The 17,428-nt window shown below is 69.2% G+C and carries 13 protein-coding genes; 6 read left to right on the top strand and 7 right to left on the bottom strand.

Features of this window, described 5'->3' with window-relative positions; genetic code table 11:
* Positions 1 to 442: 442 nt before the first annotated feature.
* Positions 443 to 829 (top strand): hypothetical protein, encoded by a 387-nt coding sequence (locus UAJ10_RS26530; RefSeq protein WP_322918343.1) that lies wholly within the window; start codon positions 443 to 445, stop codon positions 827 to 829.
* A gap of 15 nt (positions 830 to 844) precedes the next feature.
* Here the strand turns inward: UAJ10_RS26530 and UAJ10_RS26535 are convergent, their stop codons facing one another.
* The 3 genes from UAJ10_RS26535 to UAJ10_RS26545 form a co-directional block, all read right to left on the bottom strand.
* Entirely contained in the window at positions 845 to 1,486 is a 642-nt protein-coding gene (locus tag UAJ10_RS26535) for a hypothetical protein (protein WP_322918344.1), read from the bottom strand.
* A gap of 90 nt (positions 1,487 to 1,576) precedes the next feature.
* Complete coding sequence (locus UAJ10_RS26540) at positions 1,577 to 3,109, bottom strand: Ppx/GppA family phosphatase (protein WP_322918345.1); 1,533 nt, start codon at positions 3,107 to 3,109, stop codon at positions 1,577 to 1,579.
* Between the two features lie 31 nt (positions 3,110 to 3,140).
* Complete coding sequence (locus tag UAJ10_RS26545) at positions 3,141 to 5,327, bottom strand: RNA degradosome polyphosphate kinase (RefSeq protein ID WP_322918346.1); 2,187 nt, start codon at positions 5,325 to 5,327, stop codon at positions 3,141 to 3,143.
* Positions 5,328 to 5,519: 192 nt separating this feature from the next.
* On the opposite strand from UAJ10_RS26545, the gene UAJ10_RS26550 reads away from it, so the two are divergent.
* The 3 genes from UAJ10_RS26550 to UAJ10_RS26560 all read left to right on the top strand — a co-directional run bounded on the left by UAJ10_RS26550 (position 5,520) and on the right by UAJ10_RS26560 (position 8,664).
* Positions 5,520 to 6,050 carry a SixA phosphatase family protein gene (locus tag UAJ10_RS26550; RefSeq protein WP_322918347.1) on the top strand — a complete coding sequence of 177 codons (531 nt, stop codon included), beginning with the start codon at positions 5,520 to 5,522 and terminating at the stop codon, positions 6,048 to 6,050.
* A gap of 441 nt (positions 6,051 to 6,491) precedes the next feature.
* Complete coding sequence (locus UAJ10_RS26555; RefSeq protein ID WP_322918348.1) at positions 6,492 to 7,523, top strand: methyl-accepting chemotaxis protein; 1,032 nt, start codon at positions 6,492 to 6,494, stop codon at positions 7,521 to 7,523.
* A gap of 163 nt (positions 7,524 to 7,686) precedes the next feature.
* Complete coding sequence (locus tag UAJ10_RS26560; protein WP_322918349.1) at positions 7,687 to 8,664, top strand: malate dehydrogenase; 978 nt, start codon at positions 7,687 to 7,689, stop codon at positions 8,662 to 8,664.
* Between the two features lie 69 nt (positions 8,665 to 8,733).
* On the opposite strand, the gene UAJ10_RS26565 is transcribed toward UAJ10_RS26560, so the two are convergent.
* On the bottom strand, positions 8,734 to 11,919 hold the full coding sequence (locus tag UAJ10_RS26565; RefSeq protein WP_322918350.1) for a phosphoenolpyruvate carboxylase: 3,186 nt from the start codon (positions 11,917 to 11,919) through the stop codon (positions 8,734 to 8,736).
* Positions 11,920 to 12,236: 317 nt separating this feature from the next.
* Between UAJ10_RS26565 and UAJ10_RS26570 the strand changes: the two genes are divergently transcribed.
* Both UAJ10_RS26570 and UAJ10_RS26575 read left to right on the top strand, forming a co-directional pair.
* A complete protein-coding gene (locus UAJ10_RS26570; RefSeq protein ID WP_322918351.1) occupies positions 12,237 to 13,913 on the top strand; it encodes a CYTH and CHAD domain-containing protein in 1,677 nt (558 codons plus the stop codon).
* Positions 13,874 to 14,122 (top strand): hypothetical protein, encoded by a 249-nt coding sequence (locus tag UAJ10_RS26575; RefSeq protein ID WP_322918353.1) that lies wholly within the window; start codon positions 13,874 to 13,876, stop codon positions 14,120 to 14,122. The genes UAJ10_RS26570 and UAJ10_RS26575 overlap by 40 nt, the downstream gene beginning before the upstream one ends.
* Positions 14,123 to 14,136: 14 nt before the next feature.
* Here UAJ10_RS26575 and UAJ10_RS26580 read toward each other — a convergent pair whose 3' ends face one another.
* The 3 genes from UAJ10_RS26580 to UAJ10_RS26590 all read right to left on the bottom strand — a co-directional run bounded on the left by UAJ10_RS26580 (position 14,137) and on the right by UAJ10_RS26590 (position 17,402).
* Positions 14,137 to 14,835: an HdaA/DnaA family protein gene (locus UAJ10_RS26580; protein WP_322918355.1), complete on the bottom strand. Its 699-nt coding sequence runs from the start codon at positions 14,833 to 14,835 to the stop codon at positions 14,137 to 14,139.
* Positions 14,836 to 14,899: 64 nt separating this feature from the next.
* The gene (locus tag UAJ10_RS26585; RefSeq protein ID WP_322918356.1) at positions 14,900 to 16,051 is read right to left on the bottom strand and encodes an AI-2E family transporter; all 1,152 of its coding nucleotides are present in this window, start codon (positions 16,049 to 16,051) and stop codon (positions 14,900 to 14,902) included.
* A 106-nt stretch (positions 16,052 to 16,157) separates the two neighbouring features.
* Positions 16,158 to 17,402, bottom strand: a complete 1,245-nt coding sequence (locus UAJ10_RS26590) for a DUF2066 domain-containing protein (protein WP_322918358.1) — start codon at positions 17,400 to 17,402, stop codon at positions 16,158 to 16,160.
* Positions 17,403 to 17,428 lie beyond the last annotated feature (26 nt).

The following is a 17,428-nucleotide window of genomic DNA, read 5'->3' on the forward strand; positions in this document are numbered from 1 at the left end:
CGTACTTGGATGGTGGCTTGGCCCAGGAGGATCACCGGCCCGTTTTGGGATCTTTTTTCAGCACCCCCGGTGCGCCCGTCACGACTGCCTGCGTCTTCCGCGGGTGGGGCGCGACCCGCACGCCCCTGTCCCATCAACCGTCCTAATCCCCGACAACGACGGTGCCTCGGAACGCCATCCCCTTGGCCGTTCCGGACACCGGCGTCCATATGCGACCCCGTGACATCAGGAGTGGTCAAGGAGTGTTCCGACTGAACGCGAGATTGAACATGGCACGTTTTTTCGTGCCAATGAAGCACAAAATTTCGTGCCTCCGTCTTTCTCTTGCCGCCACTCCCCTCCCTCTCCGTCCGCGCCTGGAAGGGTTGCGCGCGACGCCATGACGGGACTGAAGGACAGGTTGCGCCAGGTCCGCGAACATTTGGGCGAAACCCAAAAAGGCATGTCCGCCCGGTTCGACCTGGGTGTGAACACCTGGCAAGGATACGAACGCCTGGGCAAGCTGCCCAAGGGCGAAACCCTGGCCCGCTTGCTGGAGCTGGACATCTCGGTGGACTGGCTGCTGACCGGCCATGGCACCATGCGCCTGACGGGCAACCGCCCGGGGCTGGACGCCCAGTTGCTGAGCCAGATCATCGATGGCGTGCTGACCCTCTACACCCATGACGGGCTGCGTCCCATGCCGGTGGAACAAGGCCAGCTGATCAGCCGCATCTACGACCGGCTGATCGCCAATCCCGACGACAGGGAAAGGCGCGGCGCCCTGCGATACGCGCTGGAACAGGCGCGGGAGGATCTATTCGGCGCTGGGGTTGACGGACCGCCGTGAGGAAAGGCCGACGCCTCAGGTGGGCGTCGGCTTCACCGCCACGATGGGGGGCAGTTGGGTGACGCCCAGGCCCAGGGCGCGCAAGGCGGCCTCGTCGCGGGGCTGCCGCGGGCCGCCGGTCTGGCGCAGGGCGGTCAAGTCTATGCCCGTGGCCTGGCGCACCCGCTCCACCACCGCCGGCGGCGCGTCCGGGCCGGCACTGAAGTCAAAGATCGCTTCCGGCGTCACCAGGCGCTTGGGCGCGGCCGCCAACCACCACACGCAGGGGCCGGCGCAGGGGCCGTCGATGATGACGGTGATGCCCCGGTCGACGATGGTCTGCGCCAGGTCGGCCGCCGCCTGCGGATCACCGCCCCCTTGCGACCAGATCACCAGCGTCCGGGCATCGATCGACGTGATGCGGGCGATGGCATCCCGCATGACGGTGGTCTTGGCCTCGCCATGGGCGCAGACCAGGTCCTGCCCGCCAACCCCCACACCCGCGCCCTTCGCGTTGGGCCGGTGGCCATAGCTCCAGCAATTCAGGACCTGCTGGATGATGGGATCGGTCTCGCCTGGGCGCGCGGGCGGAAGGAAGTCGGCCCGGGCCGGCATGTCGCCGGCCGCGAGCGCCACCAGGACACCAAGCGCGAGGACGGGTCGAGGGAAGAGAGCCATGGCAGCTGTCCGGGCGGGAATGAACGGGACTGACCTTATATGGTGCGGGGGCCGCGTATTCCAACGGAAAGCCCCGTCGCCGGCTGTCGCTTAGGACCCCGCCTCCGCCAGGGCTGGACCCTGGACCACCACCGTGCCCTTGCGGCCCAGGACCTTGGCCAGGCCGTCCAGGCGGCGCTGCACGGCGTCGCCGTCCAGCATGGCGGCGTCGCGGGGCAGCAGCAGGGTCAGGGTGTCCGGCGTCAGCCGCAAGGCCGTGCGCTGCAGCAGCGTGGCGGCGCCGCCGGTCAGCGTATGGGCCAGGCGCAACGCCAGGCCCACGATCATGGCCCGGCTCAGTTGCGCCTCCGACAGCAGGGTGCGGGTCAGGCCCAGGGGCTGTCCGTCCATGGTGCCGGCATAGCGCACGAAGGAGGCCAGGGCCAGGAAGGCGCGCTCGGCGTGGTCGGCGCCGGCGAACGGCATGCGCAGCACCCGCAGATAGGCATGTTCGGCGCGATAATCGGGATGTTCCGACCACCCCAGGTCGGACAGCAGGCAGGCGGCGGTCCGCAGGCGCGCGGCCGCCTCATCCTCGCCCACGAACAGGGGGGCCGTCCATTGCGTCAGGGTGGCGGCCTCGCCGAACCGGCCCAGCCGTTCCGCAACCTGGGTACAGCTGTCGATCAGCGGATCGCGCCGCCGCTCCTCGGCCGACAGTTGGTCGAACAGGAACCCTTCGCGCAGGCCGTAGGCGGAGAAGACGACGTTGGACGGCTGCACGGTGCGCAGCACCCGCTCCATCACCAGGGCCGCCATGGGCAGCGTCTCCAGCCGCCGACGGGAAACGCCGGGCATCTTCTCCAGCGACGCGCGGCTTTGCCGTCCCACAAGGCCGGCGAAGTCGGCCATCACCCGGGCGTCGACCACGTAGTGATGGATGATGTGCAGCGGATGCCCCGTCTGTTCCATATGCATCTTGGCCAGGGCGCGCCAGCCGCCGCCCACGGGGTGGAAATCCCGCCCCCGGCCATCCAGGGCCCACGGCAGCTTGGCCAGCTGGGTGTCGATCAGCTTGGCCGCCGATCCCGGCTTGCCCTCCACCGCCTCGATCAGGCGCAAGGGCCCCAGCGGCAGCGTCGCCTGGCGGCCGATGAGGCCCTTGTCCAGGGTCACCAGCTCCAGGCTGCCGCCGCCCAGGTCGCCCATCAGGCCATCGGCGCCCGGGGTGCCCGACAGCACGCCCATGGCGGACAGCCGCGCCTCCTCCTCGCCCGCCAGGACGGTGACGGGCACGCCGGTCAGCGCCTCCACCTCCGCCACGAACTTCGGGCCATCCTTGGCGTCGCGCACGGCGGCGGTGGCCAGGATGTCCACCCGGCCCACCTGCATGCCCTCGATCAGGCGGCGGAAACGGGCCAGGTTGGCCAAGGCCAGCTTCACGCCCTCGGGGTGCAGCTTGCCGGTCTTCTCCACCGACCGGCCCAAGCCGCACATGATCTTCTCGTTGAAGATGGCGATAGGCGAGCGTTCCAGGCGGTCATAGACCACCACCCGCATGGAGTTGGAACCGATGTCGATGACGGCCAACCGGTCGGAGCCAACATGGCGTTCTGGGGCGGGTCGGTCGAACTTTACGGGCATGGGTATCCGGTACAGGCTAAGGCAAGGTGGCTCAATCGGCGCGCTTCGCGGCCTTGGCGGCCGCCTTCAGCAACAGCTTGGCCGGCCCCTTGGGATCGGTCACCGCGCTGCTGCCCCGCCCCGACAGGCTGGGGTTGGTCATGAAGAACGTGTGGGCGTTGAAGGCGCCCAGCGGTGCTTCGACACGATGATACTCGCCATCGGGGCTCAGCTGCCAGCTTTGCGCCTCATCCTTCAGGTTGGCGACCATGATCTGGTCCATCACCTGGCGATGACAGGACGGCGTCTCGATGGGCACCAGCGTCTCGATGCGGCGGTCCAGGTTGCGCGGCATCCAGTCGGCGGAGGAGATGAAGACCTTGGCGCCGGGGTGCGGCAAGCCCACGCCGTTGCCGAAGCAGACCACGCGGCCATGCTCCAGATACCGGCCGACGATGCTCTTCACCCGGATGTTTTCCGACAGGCCCTTCACCCCCGGCCGCAGGCAGCAGATGCCGCGAATGACCATGTCGATGCGGACACCCTGCTGCGACGCCTCGTACAGCTTGTCGATGATGCGGGCGTCGACCAGGGAGTTCAGCTTCACCCAGATCTGCGCCGGCCGGCCGGCGCGGGCGTGGGCGATTTCGGCGTCGATCAGGCTGACCAGCCGATCGCGCAGGCCGACGGGGGCGATGGCAATCTTCTCCAGCGCCTTGGGCGTGGCGTAGCCGGTCATGTAGTTGAACATGTGGGCCGCGTCATGCACCAGCGCCGGATCGCAGGTGAAGAAGCTGAGGTCGGTGTAAATCTTGGCGGTGATGGGGTGGTAGTTGCCCGTGCCGAAATGAACGTAGGAGCGCAGGCCCTTCTGCTCCCGGCGCACCACCAGCGACACCTTGGCGTGGGTCTTCAGGTCGACGAAGCCGTACACCACCTGCACGCCCGCCCGTTCCAGGTCGCGGGCCCAGCGGATGTTGGCCTCTTCATCGAAGCGGGCCTTCAGCTCCACCATCGCCGTGACGCTCTTGCCCGCCTCCGCCGCCTCGATCAAGGCGGCGACGATGGGGGAGTTCTTGGAGGTGCGGTACAGCGTCTGCTTGATGGCCAGCACCGCCGGGTCCTGCGCCGCCTGGCGCAGGAACTGCACCACCACGTCGAAGCTCTCGAACGGGTGGTGGACGATGATGTCCTTGTGGCGGATGGCGGCGAAGCAGTCGCCGCCGAAATCGCGGATACGCTCCGGGAAGCGGGCGTTGTAGGGCTGGAACAGCAGGTCCGGCCGCTCATCGATGATCAGCTGCTTGGTCTCGGCCAGGCCGATCAGGCCGTCCAGGACGAACACGTCGTCGGGCGGCACATGCAACTGCCCGCCCAGGAAGTCGCGCAGGTCGCGCGACATGCCGGCGTTGACGCACAACTGGATGACGCTGCCGCGGCGGCGGCGCTTCAGCGCTGTCTCGAAGGTACGGACCAGATCCTCGGACTCTTCCTCGATTTCGATGTCGCTGTCGCGCAGCACGCGGAAGAAGCCGTGGCCCTTGAGGGTGAAGGGCGGGAACAGCCGGTCGATGAACAGCAGCACCAGCTCTTCCAGCAGGATGAAGCGCACATCGTTGCCGGGCAGGCGGACGAAGCGGTCCAACTGCGCCGGCAGCAGCACCAGGGCGTCCAGGTGGGTGTTGCGTTCCGGATCGAACAGCTGGACGGCCAGCGAGAAGCCGGAGTTGGCGATGAAGGGGAAGGGATGGGCCGGATCGACGGCGATGGGCGTCAGCACTGGGAAGATGTCGTCCAGGAACTTCGCTTCCAGCCAGTCGGTCTCCGCCGGGGTCAGCTCGCCGGGATCGATGGCGGCGATGCCGGCCTTGGCCAGGTCGGCGCGCATCATCAGCCAGCAGGCCTGCTGCTCGCGCATCAACTCGGCGGCGCGCTCGTTGATGGCGGCCAACTGCTGGGCCGGGGTCAGGTTGTCGTCCGAGGGGGTGGCGACGCCGGCCGCCACCTGCGCCTTCAGCGCCGCGACGCGGACCGTGTAGAACTCATCCAGGTTGCTGGCCGAAATGGACAGGAAGCGCAGCCGTTCCAGCAGCGGGTGCTGGGCGTTGTACGCCTCCTCCAGGACGCGCTGATTGAAGGCCAGCCACGACAGTTCGCGGTTGATGAACCGATCCGCCGACGTCATATCGATGGGGGTGGGCTCAACTTCGCGGATCGGGGTTTCCACCGCCGTGGACATGGTCGCCTCATTAACAGTGCGGGTGTCGGGAACAGTGCGGGTATCGGGTCGATCATCATACGCCGTCAACGTTACCGTTTCTGGTTCCCGCGTTGTCGATCGCGTTGTTTTCGCACCCGTTCCTTTTTTCTTTTCCGGGGCCGCCGGTTCCACCGCGGGCTCGGGCAGCCGGTCCATCCTGGGGGATGTCGCGTGAAGACCCTGTTCCTGCTCCGGCATATGAAATCCTCCTGGGACGATGACAGCGTCCCTGATCATGAGCGTCCCCTGTCGTCCCGGGGGGAGCGCGCGTTAACGACCATGGCCGACTATTTCAGGCGCCGCAAGGGTGGAACACCCCGGCCCGACCTCATCCTCTGCTCCACCGCCACCCGCACCCGGGCCACGCTGGCGGGCCTGCTGCCCCTGTGGCGCGAGCCGCCACCCATGAGCGTGGATCGGGTCTTTTATATGGCGTCGGCCGCCGCCCTGGCCGATCGGCTGCGCGCCCTGCCCGATCCCACCGCCACCGTCCTGCTGATCGGGCACAACCCCGGACTGGAGGATCTGGCGCTGGATCTGGCCCGGGCGGAAGAGACCCCTCTTCGCACCCGCGTCATGGAAAAATATCCGACCGGCGCCCTGGCGCGGCTGGAATTCACCGTCGATCGGTGGGCCGATCTGGCGGCCGGGAGCGGCCGTCTGGCCGAATTCGTCACACCGAGGGAGGTGGCTTCGGCGTGACGGCCGGCGCCAGGGTATCAACCGCCTGGGTTGTATAATCCATACAATCAAGCGATGCGCCTACAGGCGAAAACCGCCCCATCCCAAATCCGCAAACTCCATCAAAAAAGTAAATGGCAGCGCGCTGCATCAATGATATAACGCGCCCGTTTCCATGATTATGCGGCCATGGAAGACGAAACCGATTTCACTTTCGGACACCGCCTATAGGTTGCACATCGACTGTGCAGCCCTTTGCCCGCAATTTGGCCAATCCTCCACTTTCGGTTAGGAACAGGGCAGCCTTCCTGTCGCGAATGAACAGGCGATCCCCCTTGATTCTTAACGACTTATTAATGGCCCGGCGCATCCTTCGGCGTCCGGCACGTCTTTTGCGTTAGCGTAGTAACGTGACGTTCTTTGCTGCGACGCACAAAAGCTAATCAAGAGAGTGGGGAGCCGATGGACAACAGCCTGATCGACCTGACGAAGAACGTTCTGGACGTGGCCAGCCAGAAGGTTTCGGTGATCGAGGATATCAACCGGACCACCAAGATGCTGGCCTTCAACGCCCTGATCGAGGCGGGCCGGGCCGGCGACGCCGGGCGGGGTTTCGCCGTGGTGGCCAACGAGGTCAATTCCATCTCCCAGCGCGTCAGCGTGGTGGCGGGGGAACTGCGCAGCGAGATCGGCCAACTGGTCGACCGCATGACCACGGTGGGCGAGGATCTGATGACCCGCTTCCGGGGCCAGCGCCTGGCCGACCTGGCCCTCAACAGCATCGACATCATCGACCGCAACCTCTATGAGCGGTCGTGCGACGTGCGGTGGTGGGCGACGGACAGCGCCGTGGTCGCCGGCCTGCAGAGCCCGTCGCAGGACGCGTTCCGCCACGCCAGCGAGCGGCTGAACGTCATCCTGCAAAGCTACACCGTCTACCTTGACCTGTGGGTGGCCGACCGCAGCGGCCGCGTCATCGCCACCGGCCGCCCCGACCGCTTCCCCCACGCCCTCGGCACCAACGTTTCCAACGAGGCCTGGTTCATCGACGCCCTGCGCACCCGCGACGGCGGCGACTTCGCCGTGGAGGACGTCCGCCCCAACCCGGTGCTGGAGAACCGCACCGTCGCCACATATTCCACCGCCGTGCGCCGCGATGGCGCCCAGGATGGCGAGGTGCTGGGCGCCCTGGGCATCTTCTTCGACTGGGAGCCGCAGGCCCGCGCCGTGGTAACCGGTGTCCGCCTGGAAACGTCGGAACGGGCCAACACCCGCTGCCTGCTGCTGGACGCCGCCGGCCGCATCATCGCCGCCAGCGACGGCCGGGGTGAATTGACGGAAAGCTTCCACCTGGTGACCCAGGGCCAGCCCATGGGCCATTACCTGGACCGCCACGGCCGCCTGATCGGCTTCGCCCGCACGCCGGGCTATGAAACCTATCGCGGCCTGGGCTGGTATGGCGTCCTGGTCCACAACCCGCCGGGCCAAAGCTGAGCCCCGCCGGTGACGCATCGCCCGGCGTCGATCCCGTCGCCGCCGGGCGTCACAACCATTAATCAAAAATTTCGATTGGTTCATTCAATACGTTCTGTTGGAACGATCGCAGGATGGCGCGCAGCTTCATGGGCAAGCGCAAACCAATCCTGAGGTGCCTATCATGACCAACGCCCCCCTTCGTGTCGCCGTCTCCGGTGCCGCCGGGCAGATCGCCTACTCCCTGCTGTTCCGCCTGGCCAAGGGCGATGTGTTCGGCCCCGGCCAGCCCATCCACCTGTCGCTGCTGGAGATCACCCCGGCGCTGCCCGCCCTGCGCGGGGTGGTGATGGAGCTGGAGGACTGTGCCTTCCCGCTGCTGTCCGGCATCAGCGTCGGCGACGATCCCGCCGTGGCCTTCCGCGACATCGACGCGGCCTTCCTGGTGGGATCGCGCCCCCGCGGCAAGGGCATGGAGCGGCGCGACCTGCTGTCGGCCAACGCCGCCATCTTCAAGGCGCAGGGCCGCGCGCTGAATGAGCAGGCCAAGCGCACGGCCAAGGTGCTGGTGGTGGGCAACCCCGCCAACACCAACGCCTGGATCGCCATCCAGAACGCCCCGGATCTGCCGCACGACGCCATCACCTCCATGATCCGGCTGGACCACAACCGCGCCCAGGCGCAGCTGGCGGCCAAGGCCGGGGTGGACGTGACGGCGGTCGAACGGCTGGTGGTCTGGGGCAACCATTCCCCCACCATGTTCGCCGACTGGCAGCACGCCGTGGTTCAGGGCCGGCCGCTGCCCGACCTGATCGGCGACCACGCCTGGTACCGCGACACCCTGATCCCCCTGGTAGCCCAGCGCGGCACCGCCATCATCGAGGCGCGCGGCCTGTCCTCCGCCGCCTCGGCCGCCAACGCCGCCATCGACCACATGCGCGACTGGGTGCAGGGCAGCGGCGACCGCTGGGTTTCCATGGGCCTGGCGTCGGAGGGCGATTACGGCCTCCCCCAGGGCTTGGTCTGCGGCGCGCCCGCCCTGTGCCGCGATGGCCGCATCGAGCGGGTGCGCGGCCTAGAACTGGATGCGTTCGCCCGCCGCATGCTGGACCGCACGGTGACGGAGCTGATGGAGGAGCGGGCGGCCGTCGCCGACCTCTGAGCCCGTCCCGGCAAAAGCGAAGGGCGCCCTCCCCATTCCCGGGGAGGGCTCCCTTTTTCACGGCGAATGTCAGCCGAAGAAGCCGATGCGCTGGGTGATGCCGTTGCCCACCCGGCGCACCAGGTCGTACAGGCTGGCGATGGGTTTGAAGATGCGCTCGTTCTCCTGCCCATAGTTCTGGCTGTCATCGCTGACGTAGGTGGCGCTTTCGCCGAAATCGCCCTCGCCCGCCGTCTCCGCCACGGGGAAGATCCGGGACAGCAGGTCCAGGGCCCACGGCACGTCCAGCTGCATGAGGCGCGCCATCAGCCGGCGATGGGTGATGTTGTGCTGGCTGGAGAATTGCGGGATGTGCGTCGCCCGCAGGAACACCTCCTGGATCAGGGCGATGCGCAGGGCGTGCAGCACCAGGAGGCCATTGCTCAGCGCCTCATCCGGCGGCGGCACCTGGCCCGGCACCGGATGGCGCTCCACCCGGGCCAACCCCTCCTCCAACACGTCGAAGTCACGGTAGAGCTTGCGGAAGATGCGGATCAGGCGGCTGTGGAGGGGGTTGTCCTCCAGGATGGCCGCCAGGCGCCGCATCTCCTCCACCCGGGCCGGGTCGCTGGTGTGCGCGGCGCGCAGCAGCCAGAAGGCCGGGTCCAGGGTGTCGATATAGGCCTTCAGCGCGTCCGGGCTGGCGATGGCAACGCCGTACTCCACCATGCCCAGCAACTGCCGGAAGCGGGGCGAGCTGCGATAGAGGTCGGCGAAGTGCTCCGGATCCTTGTCGATGGCCTCACCCACGCCGCTGACGGTGTTCGCCGGCAGGCCCATCTGCTGCAGGATGGCGTTGTGGGGGATGGCGCGGAACTGCGAGGCGCGGCTCTGGTCCACATCATCGGCGTTGCCGTCGTGCTGGCGCTTGATGGCCCGGCTGCCCGAGGGGTACAGCAGGTTGGTGCCCAGGGCCGACAGCAGGGCGCCATAGTTCGGATCCTCCACCAGTGACACCTGGAACTGCTTCACCGTGGTGAAGAATTCGCGAATGTAGTCGGCGTCGCCGTAGAACGGGTCGTCATCCAGGGTGGCGTGCTTGCCGCCCAGCATGTGTTCCAGGATGCGGGTGACCACGGCCAGGGCGCCCGGCTGGGTCACGAAGTAGAGATAGCCGTCGCCGCCCTGGAAGCTGACCTCCTGCTTGAAGGCGATCTTGTGGTGGCTCATGAACGACAGCGTGGCCGGGGCCGCGACATAGCCCAGGCGCTCGGGGAAGCCCGCCGGATGGGCGCCGCGGCCGATGCTTTCACCGTGGGTGTCGAAGATCACCAGTTGCACGCCGTCCAGGCGGTGGCGGGTGAACAGGCGGGCGATGCGCAGGCGCAGGCGCTCGATGCTGGCGGAGGCCGGCGTCTGGCCCAGGTAGCGGCCGGCGTCGGAGAAGCCGCTCTGGATGCACAGGCGGCCGCGCCGCTTCACATAATCGCGGTAATGCGGGTTGTCCAACAACTGCTCGATGACGCGGCTGCCCACCTCCAGCGCCCGCTCCGTCTCGAAAAGCGGGCTGATATCCACCTTGTCGGCCACGCCGAACAGGCGGGCGTAGTAGAGCGCCGTCAGCACGGTGAAGGCCGATTCCGATTCCGCGATCAGGAAACGGACGGGCACCGAGGCGTCGGCGTACTTCAGCATCTGGGCCACGACCATGAACAGCCGCTTGGCCGAGGTGCGCTCGGCGATGATGCTGCCGAAATTGATGCGGACGGGCCGCACCTCGTCCAGCAAGCCGGTGATGGCGTTCAGGTAGGACTGGCGATAGCGCGGATCGTCCGGCGCCGTTTCCATGCCCACGGTCTTGCGCACGGCGTTGTGCAGCTGGGTGGCGTTGATGCGCACGTGGGTGTGCGCCTGGCCCAGGCCATAGTTCGACAGCTCCGCCTTCAGGATGGCCAGCCGGCGCACCACGTCGTCGCCCTTCGCCCCCTTTCCCGCGACGGAGGCCAGGCGGATGGCGCGCTCCACCTGTTCGATGGCGTGCGCGGCTTCCACAAGGCGCAGGGACAGACCGTCGTGCATGCGCCGGGCGATGGCCTCGATGTCCTTCTGGGTGGTCGTCTCCCTGCCGAAGGCGGCGACCTCGTCCGACACCTGGGCGATGGCCAGCGCCAGGCGGGATTCCAGCAGGTCCAGCGTGTTGCGCAGGTCCTCCTGCACCGGCGCCACCTTGCGGATGGCCTGCACCTCGGCCAGGTAATGGCGCAGCTGGCCCAGTTGCACCACCAGGCGCTTGTGCAGGGTGTCGGACCAGCGGATGTCCGAGCGGCCGTCCAGGTCGTAACCCACCCAGCTGGCCACGGTCAGCAGGCGCGGCGTCAGTTCCGACCATTGCTCGGGATAACGCTCGCGCGCCACCGCCAGCACGATGTCGTAGACGGTGCGCAGCGCCGCCTGGATGTTGGTGATGGCCGCCAGCGACAGGCGGTGCTCGTCGGCCAGCGACAGCTCACCCGGGCGCAGTTCCGTCGCGGCGACGGACCCGATCAGCGCCTTGCGCGCGGCGGCCGTCAGGGGCACCCCGGCCTCATCCCGGCCGGTGGCCAGCTTGGCCATGGCGTCCATCAACTCACCCGTGAGGTTGAAGGTCGGGTGCGCGGTGATGACGATGCCGAAAATCTCCTTCTCCACCTGGGCGCGGAAGGCGTCGAACGCCACCGCCTGGCCGTCGGCGCCCACCGCCAGCCCCTCGATCAGAGCGCGGACGCGGGCGGCGTTGGCGGCGGGGTCGGCCTCACCCAGATAGGCGCCCAAGCGCCGGGCGCGGGCCAGGAAGCCCTCGGCCCCCAGGTACTGGATGGCCTGCTCCACCGCGGCCAAGTCCAATTCGCCGGAATGCAGGCGGCGGGAAACGTCCAGCGCCAGCAGGGAGACGGGGTTGGCGAAGGGGTCGGCGTCCGCCAGCTCGGTATAGCGGGTGAGACGCGCCACCAGATCGGCCGTCAGGCCCACCGCATCGGCCTTGGGCGCGCCCGGCTGGTCCAGGCTGTCGAACTTGGCGACGGGGCGATCCAGCAGCGGGCCGGCCTTGGCCAGGGTCGCCAGCGTGGCGGCGTCGGCCGCCTTCACGTCGACGCCTGGTGTGGCGGTGGCCGTACCAGTGGAAGCGGTTTTGGGGGTCTTCGCCGGCGTCACGATCTTGGCCGGGGCCTGCCCGGAGTCGGTGGACTTTTCCGCGGACTTTTCAGCATCCCGCGACGCTGCCAGCGATGACTTCATGATGGTTCGATGCCCAGTTTGGTTGCTCATCCCTGATGCGCCGGACCGCCTGTGCCCATAGGTTCCGCGTCCATCCGGCGTTAAGCATGACTTTGAGTCATTATCCTACCTCGCACTGGCGAAATGGGCCGGTGAGGCGGGGGCCGGGTAAAGACGGGCAAGGGTGGCGATTTATTGTGACGCAACGGAACCGTGAGACTATCGCAACTGTGCGCTGCAAGGCAACATAACGGAAAGAAATTTACCGATTGCACGGAATCGATGTAATTCCGCAACACGATCTTAACGTAGGCGCCGTCTTCGGTTATCCATTCAGGATGACGAACGGCCCCGCCCGCCCCACACCGACCACCAGCGGTCCCGACACCTCCGCCCCGGAGGCCGGGCGGGCCGCCGCCTCACCCCCCGCCGCTTTCGAAACACCGCCGCGGGCAGGCGGTTCCCCGGCCGTCGCCACGACCCCGCCCAAGCGCGCCCTGGCTGTGCGGGAGGTGGAGGTGAAGCTGGCGGCCACGCCGGCGGCCCTGGCCCGTTTGCAGGCGCTGCCCCTGCTGGCGGGCATGGCCGATGGCCCCGCCGCCCGCCGCCACCAGGTGACCACTTATTACGACACGCCGGACCTGGCCCTGGCCGCCCACGGCCTGGCCCTGCGGGTACGTCGGCAAGGCGGGCGGCGGGTACAGACGGTGAAGACCTGGGCCTCCGACGCCGGCACCGCCGCCGCCGCCGGCCGGCGCGAATGGGAATGGCAGCTGCCGGCGGAGGGCGACGGGCCCGACATCAGCCTGCTGCCCACCGGCATATCCAACCTGCTGACCCCGGCGCAGTGGGCGCACGTCGCCCCCCGCTTCGCCACCGATATCGAGCGCACGACCCTGCTGCTGCACCCCGATCCACGCACCAGCGTGGAGCTGGCCCTGGACCAGGGCGAGGTGCGCCTGTCCGTACCGGGTGACGGGACAGTGGGCGCGGGCGATGAGACCACCTGGCCGGTGGCGGAGGTTGAGCTGGAGCTGAAGGGCGGCCGGGTCGCCGCCCTGTTCGAGGTGGCGGCCGCCCTGCACCACCACGCGCCCCTGCGCATCACCACGGGCAGCAAGGCCGACGCGGGCCTGCGCCTGCTGACCGGGAAACCGGCGGCGGCGGTGCCCCCCCACCCGGCGGCCCTGACCCCGGTGACAACGGTGGCGGAAGGCTTCCGCCACGCCACCCGCCACGCCCTGGGCCATCTGCTGGAAAACGCCACCGTGCTGCTGGAGAGCGGCGACGCGCGCGCCCTGCGCGAGATGGCGGCCGCCAGCCGCCGGCTGGACACGGCGATGCGCCTGCTGCGCCTGGCGATGACCTTGCCCCTCAACGCCGGCCCCCTGCCGCTGGTCAAGGCCGGGGCCAAGGCGCCGGCCAACCCGCATGCCGAGGCGGCGGACGCCCTGCGCCGACGCTTGGCGCCCTTGCGCGCCCTGCTGGAAACCGCGCGCGGCTGGGACCGCCTGGCGGAGCGCGCCGCCCTGCTGCCGGACCGCAAAGGGGCGCCGGGCTTGAGCAAACGCCAGCGCCTGGCGCTGGACCACGCCGCCACGCAGGCGCGGCGACGGGTGATGAAGCATCTGCGCGGCGCCGGCCACACCGCCCTGGTGCTGGACCTGGCCGCCTGGGTGGAGGGTGGCGGCTGGGCCTCCCCCGCCCTGGATCAGCCGCTGAAGACCGTGGCGCCCCGCCTGCTGGCCGAGTTGCAGGACAAGGTGGCCCGGGCCATAGCCCGGTTGGAGCTGCCGCCCGCCCCCCGCCCGGCGCCAGGAACGCGGTGCTGGTGGCCAAGGCGCCCCCCGCCACCGACGCGCTGGAGCGCCTGCGCCGCCGGGCGCAGCGGCTGTATGAGACGGCGGAGGTTTGCCGCGGCCTCTATCCCCTGGCCACGGCCAAGCCCAAGGCGCCCAAGGGCGCCAAGACCACCGTGTCCAAGCGCCCCGCCGCCGATCCGCTGGCCCCCCTGACCCGCCTGCACAGCGCCGTCACCGCCCCCGCCATCGCCCGGCAGGCCGCCCAGCTGGTGGCGCACCTGGCCAAGGCCACCGGCCCCAAGGCGCGCAGCAGTCGCCTGCTGTCCCGCCTGGCGCAGGAAGAAGCGGTGGCCCTGGCCAAGCTGCCGGCCACCTGGCGCGGCTACAGCCGGCGGCGCATGTTCTGGATGGCGGGGCGATAGCCACCGGGGCAACGTCAGGCGTCCGCCGGCTTGTCCCTGGACTCCAGCACCTGGCGGCAGAAGGTCACGGTGATGGGTTTCTTGGCGGCCAGGGCGGCGCGGTCCAGCAGGGCCACGGTGCGCCGCGCGCTGTCGAAGGAGCGTTCGGTGTGGGTCATCAGCCAGGCGATGACCTCTTCCCCCACCCGCACCTGGCGGTCGTCGAACAGCTTGACCAGCACGGCCATCAGCAGGGCGTCGTCGGGGGCCGCCATGCCCACGGCGGGGGCGGCCACCAGGCGGGAGCGCAGGTCGGGCAAGCGCAGGGTCCAGTTGACGGGGGCGTAGTGGGCCAGCAGCAGCAGCTGGCCGCCCGCCTCCTTGGTCACGTTGTAGAGGTGCAGCAGGGCGCGCTCACGTACCGTGTCGCCCGAGATCTCATGCGTGCGGTCGATGACGGCGGTGCGGGTGGGACCCAGCAGGTGCGGCACCTCCGCCGGGTCCAGATCCTCCGGCCCCAGCAGCGGCGCCCGCGACCGGGCGCGCCACACCTGGGCTAGGTGGCTCTTGCCGCAGCCGGGCGGCCCGTACAGCACCAGCGCCGGCGCCGGCCAGTCCGGCCAGGCGTCCAGCCACGCCACCGCGTCGGCGTTGCCCGGCGCCACCAGGAAGTCGGCCTCCCCCATGGCGGAACGGTGCCCCAGGTCCAGGGGCAATTGTCTCAAGTCGGCCATGATTCCAGGGTCTTACCGGCAACGGGCACTGAAAGCGGAACGGAAATGCGCGCCAGGCGACGGGTCAGGGCACCGGCGGCGGCGCCCCGGCTTCCATCCCCGGCGGGACCCGTCCTTCCTGGACCAGATCCTCGCGCGGCACCTCGTCGGGAGGCACGCCGGTGTAATAGCTGCTGGCGAGGTACTGGCGCAATCCGAAGCGCACCAGCACGCCGATGACGGCTGCCACCGGCACCGCCAGCAGCACACCGGTGAAGCCGAACAGGCTGCCGCCGGCCAGCAGGGCGAACATGACCCAGACGGGATGCAGGCCCACCTTGTCGCCCACCAGCTTGGGCGTCAGGACATAGCCTTCCAGCAGATGGCCCAGGATGTACAGCGCCACCACCAGCCCCTCGCGCCACAGGTCGTGGAACTGGAACAGGGCCACGCCCACGCTGGCGCCGAAGCCCACCACCGTGCCGACATAGGGGATGAAGGACAGGATGCCGGCGATCAGGCCAATGACCAGGCCGAAGTTCAGCCCCACCGCCGTCATGGCCAGGGCGTAGAAGGCGCCCAGCACCAGGCAGACGGTGGCCTGGCCGCGCACGAAGCCGGCCAGCGTGCGGTCGACGGCGCGCAGCTGCTCGCGAATCACCTCGGCATGCTCGCGCGGCAGCCAGCCGTCCAGCGTCGCCACCATGCGGTCCCAGTCGCGCAGCAGGTAGAAGGCCACCACCGGGGTGATGAACAGCAGGGACACCACGCCGAACAGGGCGGCACCGCCGGTGAACAGGTTCTTGATGAAGTCGGCACCCCAGCCCACCAGGGTCCCGACATATTCGCTGGCGGCGCTGCGCAGCCGCTCGATGTCATCCGGGGGCAGGGCGGCCATCAGGCTGCGGATGCGCTGCATGCTTTCATCGCGCGCCCAGGTGATGATGGCCGGCAGGCTTTCAATCAGCTGGGTCACCTGCTGCTGGATCAAGGGCACCAGCAAGAGGACGCACAGCACGACGACGACGACGAAAACCAGCAGCACCACGCAGGTGGCGGCCAGGCGCGGCAGCCCGAACCCCTCCAGCCGGTCGGCCACGGGGTCCAGCAGATAGGCGATGGCCATGCCGGCGACGAAGGGCAGCAGCATGCCGCGCAGCAGCCAGATCAGGGCGACGCCCACGACAAGACCGATCAACCAGAACCGTATCTGCCGCCCCGCATGCGTTTCCGCCATCGTCCCCCCGACGTTCCCCGAATCAGCCACACGCCCAGAATCAGGCATAAGCTTGGACTGTAACAGATAAGGCCCTGGAATCAGGCACCCTTATGGCAACCCGCGCTCAGCCGCCGGCCAGGCTGACCTGGTAGCGGACATCCCCAACCCCGGCCGGCGCGCCACCGGCCGGCGGCTGGGCCGGCGCCGAGGCGGCGGCATCCACTTCGGACAGCACCAGGTCGCGCTGGGCCAGGGCGGTCTTCAGATGGCCGACATCGCCCAGCACGGTCAGGGTCAGCAGGGCCTCGGTGGTCTTCAGGGCGCTGGTGTCCACCTGTGTCACCATGGGCACGCCCGCCAGGCGGCGCCGCACCTCCACCAGGGTGGCGAGATCGGCCAGGGGCACGCGCACGGCCACCTGCCCGGACTGGTGGGCGTCCACCACCACGCGGCGTTTCCACCCCTCTTCCACCCGGTCCACCACCGTGGCCACGGCCAGACCCAGGGCGGCCGGCGGCGGGAGTGGGGCGGCGGCGCCGGCGGCGGGCGGCGGGGTGTCGGCGGCCGGGGGCAGCGGGCGTTGGACGAAGGCCGCCTGCGGCACCGTCTCGGGCGGCGACAGGCCCTCGCCCGGCACGAAGGTGTTGAGCGTCAGCTGATAGCCCTTGGCGGCGTCGCCCTCCAGCCGGGCGACAACGACCTGGCCGGCGCCGTGCCGGGCGGCGATATGGGCCAGCACGCCGGCATCGGGCGCCAGGGCCGCCTTGGCCGGCAACTCACCCTGGTCGGCGGCATCCGGCGGCACCAGGGCCACGGGCACCAGCCCGTCCACCGAACCGATCTGCGACCAGGCCTGGCGCCAGGGGCCGTCGGTCCACAGCGCGGGTTCGGCGCCGGTGGCGTCCACGGGCAGCACCAGGGCGGGCTTGCCCACCATCTCGGCATAGCGCACGCCGTTCTGCTGCAACAGCTGGCGCACGGCGGCGGGGCGGAAACGGACGGTGAAGCGGCCCACATAGCGGACGGAGGACGCCCGCTCCTGCTCCAGCTCGAAGCCGGCCACCAGGGCCTCCAGCTCGCCCTGGCTGACGGCTGGGGGCTGACGGCCGTCAGCGGCCGGGGTCAGCTTGCGGAACAGGCGGGCCAAGGCCTCGCGCTGGGCCTGCAGGATGGCCTGGTCGCGGGCCTGGTTGGCGTTGCCGGCGGTGACGTCCACATCCACGCCCTGCTCCACGAAGGCCTGTTCCGCGGCGACGCTCCTGCCCGCCTCGGCACGGGCGGTGCCGGCGAGGGCGCCGGCGGCCAGGGCCAGGAAAACGGCGCCCCGAAACCCGGTCTGGCGCAAGAGGGGGATGCAGCGGTGCGGCATTGCAAAGCCTTCCGATATTGCTATGT

It is taken from the genome of Nitrospirillum guaranorum, assembly GCF_034653275.1.
GTDB lineage: Bacteria > Pseudomonadota > Alphaproteobacteria > Azospirillales > Azospirillaceae > Nitrospirillum.

What these genes read in the sequence shown, in the direction of transcription:
- UAJ10_RS26530 (WP_322918343.1), top strand. Translation starts at nt 443, where the DNA reads ATGTCCGCCCGGTTCGACCTGGGTGTGAACACCTGGCAAGGATACGAA.
- UAJ10_RS26535 (WP_322918344.1), bottom strand. Translation starts at nt 1,486, where the DNA reads ATGGCTCTCTTCCCTCGACCCGTCCTCGCGCTTGGTGTCCTGGTGGCG.
- UAJ10_RS26540 (WP_322918345.1), bottom strand. Translation starts at nt 3,109, where the DNA reads ATGCCCGTAAAGTTCGACCGACCCGCCCCAGAACGCCATGTTGGCTCC.
- UAJ10_RS26545 (WP_322918346.1), bottom strand. Translation starts at nt 5,327, where the DNA reads ATGTCCACGGCGGTGGAAACCCCGATCCGCGAAGTTGAGCCCACCCCC.
- UAJ10_RS26555 (WP_322918348.1), top strand. Translation starts at nt 6,492, where the DNA reads ATGGACAACAGCCTGATCGACCTGACGAAGAACGTTCTGGACGTGGCC.
- UAJ10_RS26560 (WP_322918349.1), top strand. Translation starts at nt 7,687, where the DNA reads ATGACCAACGCCCCCCTTCGTGTCGCCGTCTCCGGTGCCGCCGGGCAG.
- UAJ10_RS26565 (WP_322918350.1), bottom strand. Translation starts at nt 11,919, where the DNA reads ATGAAGTCATCGCTGGCAGCGTCGCGGGATGCTGAAAAGTCCGCGGAA.
- UAJ10_RS26570 (WP_322918351.1), top strand. Translation starts at nt 12,237, where the DNA reads ATGACGAACGGCCCCGCCCGCCCCACACCGACCACCAGCGGTCCCGAC.
- UAJ10_RS26580 (WP_322918355.1), bottom strand. Translation starts at nt 14,835, where the DNA reads ATGGCCGACTTGAGACAATTGCCCCTGGACCTGGGGCACCGTTCCGCC.
- UAJ10_RS26585 (WP_322918356.1), bottom strand. Translation starts at nt 16,051, where the DNA reads ATGGCGGAAACGCATGCGGGGCGGCAGATACGGTTCTGGTTGATCGGT.
- UAJ10_RS26590 (WP_322918358.1), bottom strand. Translation starts at nt 17,402, where the DNA reads ATGCCGCACCGCTGCATCCCCCTCTTGCGCCAGACCGGGTTTCGGGGC.